We start from the raw sequence: 10,522 nt of genomic DNA, 5'->3' as shown, positions 1-10,522 counted from the left end.
CATGACCATGAACACTCGACTTTACGCCCGCGGCGGCACCGCCACCCTTCTCGCCTCTCTGCTTTTCTCCGCCGCCCTTCTCGCGCAGCAAGTCGCGCAACCGCCGGCGCTGGCCGTCTCCGGCACCGGTGCCGTGCCGGTTGTGCAACGCGCGGCGCCCGCATCGGAGTCCGATTCCGAACTCGTCATCCTTAGCCCCTTCGAGGTCTCGGCGGAAAAGGACGTCGGCTTCGTCGCCACCACCTCGCTCGCTGGCGGGCGGTTGGCCGGCGACTTGGCGACGACCCCCGTCGCCTACTCCGTGCAAACCCGCGAGTTCATCGACGCGCTGCAACTGGTCAACTTTGCCGAGGCCCTCGAATGGGCGCCCAACACCAACTCCGCCCGCGATAACGGCGACAACGAAATCCGCAGCGGCAGCGGCACTCAGGTCACCATGCGCGGCATCGCCGCCAACGGCGTCCAGCGCAATTTTTTCCCGCTCAACGTCAATTACGACAGCTACAACCTCGACCGCTTCGACTACGCCCGCGGCCCCAACTCCGTCCTCTTCGGCTACGGCTCGTTCGGCGGCACGCCCAACATCGTCACCAAGCAGGCGCTCCTGCGCAAAAACCTCGCCGGCATCACCGCCGCGTTCAGCTCCCTCAGCTATTTCCGCGCCACCGCCGACGTGAACGTCCCCCTCGGACGCCGCGCCGCCGTGCGCGTCAACGCCCTCTGGCACGACTCCGATGGCTGGCGCGACTTCGAGTTTGAAAAGAAAAAGGCCGTGGACGTGGCCGGTGTTTATAGAATCGGAAAAACCACGATTCGCGGAGAGGCGGAAGTCGGCCAGGTCAAGCGCAACAACCCGCCGACCATGGCCGTCGAACGTTTCACCGGCTGGGACGGGCATACCACCTACGCCTCGCTCCTCGCCGCCAACCCCGCCGGAGCCACCGGCACCGGCCGACAGCAAGTCAACAAGTATGTGTATAACACCGCACTGAGCGCAACCCAGCAGCAGGCCGCCAGCGCCGTCAACATGGTCAACACCGGACTGACGGTGGGCGGGCGCGCCATCAGCGGGGCCAAGGGGCCCTTCGGCGGTTATCTCGCCGCCGCCGCCAACCCCTTCGGCGACTGGGCCGCCCCGTTTGTCGGGCAGGGCTCCGACTACCCGCTGGAAATTTTCGATGTCGCCGAGGCCAACTCCTATTTCCGCTATCCCGGGCACACCTTCGCCATTGGCACCAGCGAGCCGACCGTGGTGCAGGATTACAAGGTTTATACCGTGACCGTTGACCACCAGATCGGACGCCACTTTTTCCTCCAGCTCGCGGGAAATTATTCCGACAACAAGTATTTCAGCAAGGGCTACATGTTTTGGCGTGGCCTCTACGACACGTATATTGACATCAACGAAAAACTCCCGATCAAAGTCCCCGTCACGCTCCCGAACGGAACGGTGGAAGAGCGCAACCCCGACAACCCCAATTTCCTCCAGCCCTACAATGAAGGCGCGCGCGTGGTCAACGACTGGGACACCGAGCAATACGACGTCCGCGCCGCCGCCGCCTACGTGCTGAACGGCACCAGGTGGGGCAACTTCTCCGTCAACGCCATGGCCGGCAAGGTCTGGCAGGACGCGACTTCCTACATGTATAATTACGCCGTGAAAGCCGACGCCGACCACCGCGAATGGGGCAAGAATGCCAACGCCGTCTATTATCGCTATTATTGGAACGAGCGCAACCGCCCCGCGCCCGACCTCGACGGCGCCATCACCGATCCCGCGACAGGCGCGACCGTCCCCGTCGGCTGGATGCCCGACATCAGCAGCCCCACCTACCAGCGCGCCACCAAGCGCGAGCTGACCTACCTTCAGGCCGCCTTCAAGGCCGATGTGTTTGACAACCGCCTGCATTTCCTGGCCGCCGTCCGCCGCGACAACAACTGGCAGCGCACCCGCAACGGCGACAATTATTATGATTATGATGCGGTGAATTGGGACGGACGCATCCAGTTCGCCCCCGACGCCCCGGCGGATTATTTTAATCTCACCTATATTCCCAAGGACGGAAACGGCAACCCCACCGGCCCCGCCCTGCCCGCCGACGCCAGGCCGCGCGAGGGCAACGGCACGCCCGTCTTGCGGTATGCCGGCGACCGCTTCCGCGACGACTACTCGCCGCCGGTGGTGGACGTGAACGTCACCACCTGCACCGTCGGCGCCGTGGTGGACATTCTGCCATGGATGAGCGTGTCGGCCAACTACGGCACCAGCTACAACCCGAACACCGCGCTCCAATCCCTCTTCGGCACCCTCGTCCCGCCGCAGGAATCCTCCGGCTACGACATCGCCCTGCGCTTCTCGCTGCTCAAAAAACGCCTGACCGCCTCCGTTTTATATTACGAGGGCGAGGATAACAACCAGACCGTCGGCATCTGGACGACCATCGAAAACCTGAACCGCATTATAAATGCCATGCCCAGATGGGACGGCCCCGGCCAGCGCCCGCCGGGCACCGGCATGAACGAGCGCGGCATGACCGTCCTGTCCACCGGCCTGCAAGACATCTACAACCGGGAAAACCGCGGCTACGAGTTTGAGGCTGTCGCGAACCTGACCCGCAACTGGCGCCTCACGTTCAACGCCGCGTTTCCGAAATCCTACCAGACCAACTACCGCGCCCACACCCGCGCCTACATGGCCCAAAACGACGCCACGCTGCGCCAGATCCTCGCCGACGCCGGCCTGGTGGTTGACCCGCTGACCAACGTCTGCACCGTCGGCGCCGGCACCAACACCACCAACTCGCCGGGCCACGCCGCCGCCCGCGAGGGCTGGCGCACGCTGCAAATCGAGCTGGGCAACTTCGTCAACGGACGCCAGCTCCTCAAGGGCCAGAGCAAATGGATGGCCAACCTCTTCACCGACTACACCGTTCCCTCCGGCAAGCTGAAGGGCCTCCGCGTTGGCGCCGGCGTGAATTACCGCGGCAAGCGCATTGTCGGCTACAGGGGCGAGGACGAGGCGCTGTCCGACCCAAGCGACCCCAACAGCGCCGTCATAAACGACCCGTCGGTCAGCGCCTATGATCCCGTCTATAGCGACGACTATTTCATGACCACACTCACCCTCGGCTACGAGTTCAAGGTCAAGCGCCAGCGTGTGAGGCTGGACCTGCGTGTCACCAATCTCCTCGACCACGATGACCCGATTTATTACGATTCGGTGATGATGGCCAAGAATCGCGACCTGTCCTCTCCCGTCCGCGTCATGACCCCGGCTCAATTCTATTATCAAAACCCGCGCACCTACACCCTCACGGTGTCGGTGAGGCACTGATTTTTGGGAAGACACAAAAGCCAGTCGTGGGGCCTGACCTTGCGTCAGGCCGCGAGCGTGCCCCGTGGCCATCATGTGACAAATTAAACAAACAATTTTTTAGAATAACGCTTGTATGAAATTCCACATTCCTGCCATGCGCTGGCGCGCTCTCGCCGTCCTTGCGTTCCTCGTCATTGACGCGTCGTTGTATGCGCAAGCGGTGGCGGTGCCGCAAAGGGACTCCGTCAAGCTCCTCACCGTGGGCAACAGCTTCGCGGATGACGCCACGTTTTATCTGCCTGGACTTGCGGAGGCGGCCGGCAAGGAACTGGTCCTGTTCAGGGCCAACCTTCCCGGTTGTCCGCTGGAGCGGCATGCCCGGCACCTCGGCCTGGCGGTTGCCAGGCCGGACGCCCCGGAAGGCAGTCCCTATAAAAATCATCCCGTCCTGAAAATATCAGGAAAAGACATGGTCAGCCTGCCGGAGGCACTGGGCGCGCTGGACTGGGATTATGTGACCATCCAGCAGTTGAGCGCGTTTAGTTTCAAGGCCGACACCTACGAGCCATACGCGCAACAATTGGTGGCCGCGATCAAGAAGCATAGTCCGGGCGCGCAGATTCTCGTTCATCAGACTTGGGCCTATCGCGAAGATCATAAGTATTTTCAGCGTGGCGACGGGTTTACCCAGGAAAAGATGTATGAGCAACTCAGTGCGGCATACGGACAACTGGCAAAACGGTATGGCCTGCGGATCTTGCCTTCGGGCGAGGCCATGCAGGCCGCGCGTCAGACTCCGCGTTGGCAATATCGGCCCGATCCTGATTTTGACTTTAAAAATCCATCCGCCGGACTCTTGCCGGAACAGCGGGGCAGTTTGAACATCGGCTGGGTATGGAAGAAAAACCAGGATGGCGTCGAGGAGTTTATATTGGATGCCAGTCATGCCAACGTCGCGGGACGGTATCTCACGGCCTGCGTGTTTTATGAAGGATTGTTTGGCGATGATGTGCGCGAGGTTTCCTTTGTTCCCAAAAGCCTTTCGGACGAGGATGCAGCCGATCTTCGCCGCATCGCGCACTCCGTTGTATTGAGAAGAGCAGAAGAGGCCTTCGCTGTTTTGAATGTCTGCTTGCCCTCCAATTAAGATCACAGTTCATACGCCTCGTTCGCAACCTCCTTCGCCATCCCATCCTCTGGATCGACTGCCTGCTCCTCTTTAAACTGCGTCTCCATCACTATATCTAACTATGCTGGCAGACACTGATGCTGCTCCGCTCTGAAAACAGGATTTTCGGCTGGCGCTCGGATGCCAACGGCTTGATTCAATCACAATTGATTCAAAATATATGGTTTTTATAATTTTATTTTAAAGTTCAATCTCCTCGTTCAGTTTTGCCCAATCCCCGCGCAATCATCGACTGCTCCCTGCGGCCGGGAGCTTTTATAAAAACAGTAAGCACAAAGGCGAAGAGCAGGAGAACGATGGCGCATTTATAGGCCAATATAAACGAATGCATCATATCAAAAGTGTACCCCGCCAGAAATGATAGGGCAAAGCCTCCCACGCCCCAGGCACTGTGAATCAAACCAAAATTTGCCCCGAAATTTTTCAGCCCGTAATAATCTTTCGTGATGGATGGATATAGGGACAAATTCGCGCCGTAGTTCATTCCTATGAGCGTTGATAACGCCATGAACACGGGAAGCGTTCCGTATTCGGGGCCTTTGCTTTTCGAGAGGAGGAAGATCAAGCAGGCCTGGGTCGCAAAACATATAAGCAAAGTCGCCTTCCGCCCGATCCTGTCCGATATTGCCCCGGTCAGGATTCTCCCGCCTCCGTTGCCCAGCCCAAGACAGGCCACGAGCACAAATCCGAGCTTTAAGCCGGCTTGAAAATCCGCGATGATCGCCAGCTTCGAGATAACCATGAGTCCGGCGCCGGACGCACATGCGTAGGCAAACCATATCACATAAAACTGCCACGTCCTTACTATTTCCCTTGGCGAAAAATCATCGCATGAATCCGGGTTCCCCTTTTTTTCAGAACGTGAAGGAGTCTTTGGAAGGACAAGAAGCTGGGAAAAGCCCACGATGCCCAAAAAGAAAACAATGCCCACGGCCAAAAGCGTATTCGATATGCCGTGTGCATTTATCAGTAACTCCGCCAGAGGCGCGGCATAAAGCGTCGCCAAGCCGTATCCACCCACAACAATACCTGTAACGACTCCCGTCTTCGCTGGCGAAAACCACTTGACAGCAGTCGGCGTAACAGCGGCATATGCAAAGGAAGTCCCCACCCCGAATAGCGCGCCAAATCCAAGCGCATAACCGGCAAGCGACTGGGTCAGGCTCGCCAATATTATTCCGCTCCCGGCCAATATCCCACCTATGGTCGCCGCCATGCGCGGCCCGCACTTATCCTGAAACCATCCGGTAAAGACCATGGGCAGCGATATGCCCAGACACGCGATCGAATACGGCAAAACCCGGTCGGCTTCCGACCATTGCCAGCTGTCGGGTATTTTTTTGCTGATTACACTCCACGCATAAAGGAATCCCAAAGCCAGATTGATTCCAACTCCGGCCAGAACGACCTGCCTTCCGTAATGCCGGTCATTGCCCGGTTGATCCGTGTCTTTCTCAAATGCCTCGGACTTCCCTGCATGAATCCTATGCGAATTGCTCATGGTTTTCCTTTTCGAAGTTTTGTTCTGCGAATTTCCTCATCACGTCATGCTGCCGTTTGAAAAACAGGAAGGCCGGAGAACCTTGTCACCGGCCTTTCCTTGGATTTCATGTAAACGAATCAGAAGTGCCCTTCCCGCTCCTCATAATGGGTGGGTTTGTGATGCAGCGGCAAACCTCTTTGGAGCCAGTCGGCGTTCCAGCGGATCATCGTCTCCAAGTCAATGGCCGGTTCACCGAACAACCTTTGTGCTTCCGTGCAGTCGTTATGCCACGCGGTAGGCTGTTCCGTGCCCGAAAAGATTGGAGTCTTGCCAAAGAGTTCGCCAAAGCGCTCAGCCGCCTTGCGCACATTCGCAGTCTGAGGAACGCCAATATTGATTGCCTTGGCTGGAATGGAGCCATGCAAAAGGCTTCGCAGGATAAATGCTATGGCGTCCCCCTGCCAGATACAGTTGGCAACGCCCGTGCGGATATCAATCGGTTCCCCGTGCAGGACTTTCAATGCGATATCGATCAAGGCGCCATACCGGCAGTCTATGGCGTAATTCAACCGCGCAAGCCTGCCCGGACTTTTCGTTTTCGCAGAGAAATATTGGAAAACACGTTCTCTCGCCACACAGGAATTGGCGTATTCGCCAAGCGGGGTCGGAGGCGTGTCATCCGGTGTCGCGCCCGGACCGTCCACCGGTGAAAACGGATAGACGCACAGCGTCGAGAAAGCCACGAAACGCGTATTGGAAAAATGCTCCGCCACGTAGGCCGGCACCACGGCATTCATGGCCCAGGTGAAAGGCGCCTCTTCGTCCGCCCCAAACTTCTTCCCCGCCATGAAGACCACATTCTCCACCTTGGGCAACTTCGCCACGGCTTCACGGTCCAGCAAATTACACGAGATCGTCTCAATGCCAGCCGCTTCGAGACGGCGCTTCACATCGGCGTCGGAGAAGCGGGCAACCCCGATGACGCGTTTGCCAGGGGCGGCGCGCTTCGCCATCATGGCGAGCGTCGGGCCGACTTTACCGGCCACCCCGAGGATGAGGATGTCGCCTGGTAATTTGGCAAAGTCCTCGACCAAGCCGCGGGTGGGCGTGGAGAGAAATTCTTCGAGATGCGCCTCGTCGCGGAACGACACGGGCGCCTTGATTGTTTCAAGTGTGAGTATGCTCATGGGAAAAAAATCAGCTGAGCCAGCGGTTGAGATTGGCACGGACGAACTCGTCGTCGGTGAGATGCGGATAGGCCGCGCAGACGCGGTCGATTTCCTCAAGCTGGCCGGGGGAAAGAACTTCATCGCGCTTCAACGTCCAGATGCCTTCAAGCAGTCCCTGGCGGCGAAGAATTTCATTCACGCCGGGAATGCTGCCCCTGAAGTCATGCGCGGGATCGAAGAGCGCTGCGTTGGCATCGGTGATTTGCGCGGAAAGAGTGAGCAGTTCAGGACTGATTGGTTCTCCGGAATCGATGACCTTGAGAAGGCGCTCGTGGAGCTCGACCGCCCGTTTGGTCCAGCAGCCCCATTGCCCGAGCAGCCCGCCGCGAATCCGAACCGTGCGGGCCGTGCTGGCATCCCCAAAGCGGTAGGGAGTGATCAAGTCGTAGATGATGCTGTCGTCGTTGCCAGTGTAGAGCGTGATTTCCTCGCTGCGGCCGGAATCCGCCAGCGCGCGGACGACATCAACCGTGCCATAGCGATCGAAAGGCGCGATCTTGATGCCAACCACGTTCTCCACCTCGACCAATTCCCGCCAGAAATGATAGGGAAGCTTGATGCCGCCGACGCCGGTCAGGAGATAAAAACCGAAAAGCGGCATCACCTTCGCCAACTCGCGCACATGGTGGATTAACTCCTGCTCCATGGCCGAGCCGAATGCTGCCATGGAGACGATGGCTGTATGATAGCCCAATTCGCGAGCCTGTTCAGCCTGTTTTAATGCCTCCGGAGTCCGTCCGTTGATGCCGGCCACCTTGATGATTGAGCGACCGGTAGCCGAAGCATAGCGATCGATCTCATCGGAACAGATGCGCAGCACGGGCTCGAAAAGATCGATGCCGGGCTTGCGGATCTCGAACTGGGTAAAATGCATGCCGACGGCGACTCCGCCTGCCCCCGCGTCAATATAGTAGCGCATCAAAGCGCGCTGGCGGCGCTCATCGAGCCGGCGGGTGCTGTCGAGGGCGAGAGGCGAAGCAGGGATTACCGCGCCGCGCGCAATGCTGGCGAGGATGTCTTTGGGTAAGTTTTGGCGATTCATTCTGTGTGGAAAACTTTTCCGACGATATGTCTCCATAATCTCCAGATTCAAACCCTTCGTTATTAATCACGATAAGTATAAATCGCCCCTTATCTGCGCGGGCGCACTGGCAGACTTTCTCCGGGATTACGCCTTGCGCGGTGTCAGGAATGTCGGCGTCGGCGGCGCACACTCTTCCCGTCGATCCACTGCCCGTCGATGAGCAGGAGCCGTGGATATTGCGGGATGCCATAATGATTGAAACCGATCTTGGAGGCGGTGAGTTCCACCGCGGCGCCGCCGATTTCGGCATAGCGATCGTCAATACCGGCGAAAAACGAATCCAGAGGCCGGATGAGGCAGGCGAGACCGATATCCTGCGGCACTCTCAGGTGAAGGGCTTCCAGCCATTTCATCTCATGGCCGTAAAGAGTGAGGAGTGCGTCGGGACGCCATTTGGCATGCCATTTTTTGAAATCCGCAAACGAGTTTTCCTCCGGCGATCCGATAAAGGGCGGAAGCCGTTGCTCTTCGGGAATGCCATGCTGGCAAAGGAGGAAACCATCCAGCCAGCGGGTGCCGCGCCCCTCGACATAAAAGGCGGGCAGGACCAAACCTATCCTTAGGTAGTCGCGAATTCTGAGATTCTGAAATGCAAGGACGGCGTTCTGGTCATGATCATGCGCGACCCGGTCGAATTGTTGCTGTTCCCAAGCGTAGCCGGTGCCGACGCATGCATAGTGGCTCCATCGCATATTTAGCCGGCGATTTCCGAAATAAGGCGGAGCGAGAATCAAACCGCGGATGCCGCGCGCTTGGAGAATTCGGTCAATCCTCGATGCAGTCATCCCAGGGGCAAGAAGGAAGAAGCACTCGATGTGATAGCCGAGCTGCTCCGCACGTTTGACGACGCCATCGAAATAAACACGGTAGGATTCGTGCCGGCGCCATTCGTCTTCGGGATAATGATCGACAACCAGTGCGATAACCCCGTTTGTGCTTGGCCGGCGGGACACACGAATTTGCGACATCAGGCTGCTGACATATGGATTCGGGCGATAATTTAGCTTCTTCGCCACGGTTTGGACTCGCTTGCAAAGATCAGCCGAAATGGAGCGATCGCTACGCAGAGCGAGGGATACGGCACCCTGGCTTATGCCGAGCAATCGGGCGATATCACGCTGGTTGGGCATTGATACTCGCACTCAGCCTCACGCGTCAGGGCTTTTCAAGGCAGAATGCTTCCGCGGCACGCACGCTGGCGGTTGGAGGATTCATTCAGGTTGCTCGATCATACATGTCCGGAGTTATCAGGCCAACCGGCAGCTGCCCGAGGAGAAAACGGTCAACGTTTTCAACTGCCCATCGCCCGCAATTCCGGCATGCATCGTCGGTGGGGCCGCCGATATGCGGCGACGCGACCAAGCCGGCTATCGAGCGCGGCGGCGCATCGTCGGGCAGGGGTTCCTGCGCGAAGACATCCGATGCCACCCTCAGGCCCCGCTCATTGGCCACCGCCGCCAGTTCATCCTCGCGCACGATCGCGCCCCGGCCCACATTGACGAAAGTGGCATGGCGAGGGAGCAGCGAGAGCAATTCCCGGCCGATGCAACCGCGGGTGGCTTCGGTCAACGACTCGCAACAGACAAACACCTCGGCATGGGTGAAAAGGTCGCGCAATGAGCGTGCGGGGCGTGCGGCGTGTTTTTTGATGAGGTCGGGCGGCACACCCTCGGAGAAAACGACGATGTCGGCATCAAACGGGCTGAGAAGCCGAACCAGGGTTCGGGCGATATTGCCAAACCCCAAAATACCGACCCGTTTGCCGCGCAGGGTCTTCGTTTCAAAACATCCAATGCCCCCCTGTATTTCCGCAGCCTTGCGGGGCGGATGCCAGGCTGGTAGATTGCGCAACGCGGCCAGGACAAGCAGCAGCGCATGCTCGGCCACGTAGGGCGCCACCATCGCCCCCCAATTCGTCACATGCAGACCTGCTTCTATTTGCGCGCGGCTGACGAGATGGCGGACTGACCCGGTGACATTGCATACATATTCGACCGGTCCGCCATGCGCGGCGACAAGATGATCCGGCAGACAGGCGGACGACCAGCCGGTGACGAGGACACGCGGCCGCAGTGCGAGCAGGCAGTCCACCCATCCGATGGTGTCGTGCCAATGCCAGTTGCGTTTCACCGGATCATCCGCATCCGGGAAAAACAAGGCTGTTTCCCTGGCATTTAGCAAAGAGAGAACAGGTTGCCTCATGGGAACGCTGAATATAAAC

Annotated in this window: 7 protein-coding genes; 2 read left to right on the top strand and 5 right to left on the bottom strand. The window is 58.6% G+C overall.

Annotation, left to right across the window (positions count from 1 at the left end):
* The first annotated feature begins 7 nt into the window (after positions 1 to 7).
* Together OH491_RS04220 and OH491_RS04215 are read left to right on the top strand one after the other, a co-directional pair.
* Positions 8 to 3,334, top strand: coding sequence for a TonB-dependent siderophore receptor (locus OH491_RS04220; RefSeq protein WP_334319103.1), 3,327 nt, complete (start codon positions 8 to 10; stop codon positions 3,332 to 3,334).
* A gap of 115 nt (positions 3,335 to 3,449) precedes the next feature.
* The gene (locus OH491_RS04215; RefSeq protein WP_068769191.1) at positions 3,450 to 4,463 is read left to right on the top strand and encodes a DUF4886 domain-containing protein; all 1,014 of its coding nucleotides are present in this window, start codon (positions 3,450 to 3,452) and stop codon (positions 4,461 to 4,463) included.
* Between the two features lie 229 nt (positions 4,464 to 4,692).
* Here OH491_RS04215 and OH491_RS04210 read toward each other — a convergent pair whose 3' ends face one another.
* From OH491_RS04210 to OH491_RS04190, 5 genes are all read right to left on the bottom strand, one after another.
* Entirely contained in the window at positions 4,693 to 6,006 is a 1,314-nt protein-coding gene (locus OH491_RS04210; RefSeq protein WP_084441901.1) for an L-lactate MFS transporter, read from the bottom strand.
* A gap of 119 nt (positions 6,007 to 6,125) precedes the next feature.
* Entirely contained in the window at positions 6,126 to 7,175 is a 1,050-nt protein-coding gene (locus OH491_RS04205) for an NAD-dependent epimerase/dehydratase family protein (protein WP_068769192.1), read from the bottom strand.
* Between the two features lie 10 nt (positions 7,176 to 7,185).
* Complete coding sequence (locus OH491_RS04200) at positions 7,186 to 8,259, bottom strand: dihydrodipicolinate synthase family protein (protein WP_068769193.1); 1,074 nt, start codon at positions 8,257 to 8,259, stop codon at positions 7,186 to 7,188.
* 143 nt (positions 8,260 to 8,402) lie between these two features.
* Positions 8,403 to 9,431, bottom strand: a complete 1,029-nt coding sequence (locus tag OH491_RS04195; protein ID WP_068769194.1) for a LacI family DNA-binding transcriptional regulator — start codon at positions 9,429 to 9,431, stop codon at positions 8,403 to 8,405.
* A gap of 85 nt (positions 9,432 to 9,516) precedes the next feature.
* Positions 9,517 to 10,503 (bottom strand): NAD(P)-dependent oxidoreductase, encoded by a 987-nt coding sequence (locus tag OH491_RS04190; protein ID WP_334319105.1) that lies wholly within the window; start codon positions 10,501 to 10,503, stop codon positions 9,517 to 9,519.
* Between the last annotated feature and the right edge of the window lie 19 nt (positions 10,504 to 10,522).

This window comes from Termitidicoccus mucosus, from assembly GCF_038725785.1.
GTDB classification, from domain to species: Bacteria; Verrucomicrobiota; Verrucomicrobiia; order Opitutales; family Opitutaceae; genus Termitidicoccus; species Termitidicoccus mucosus.
Note: the sequence above shows the minus strand (reverse complement) of the source record. Positions and strands in the feature narration are given on the sequence as shown.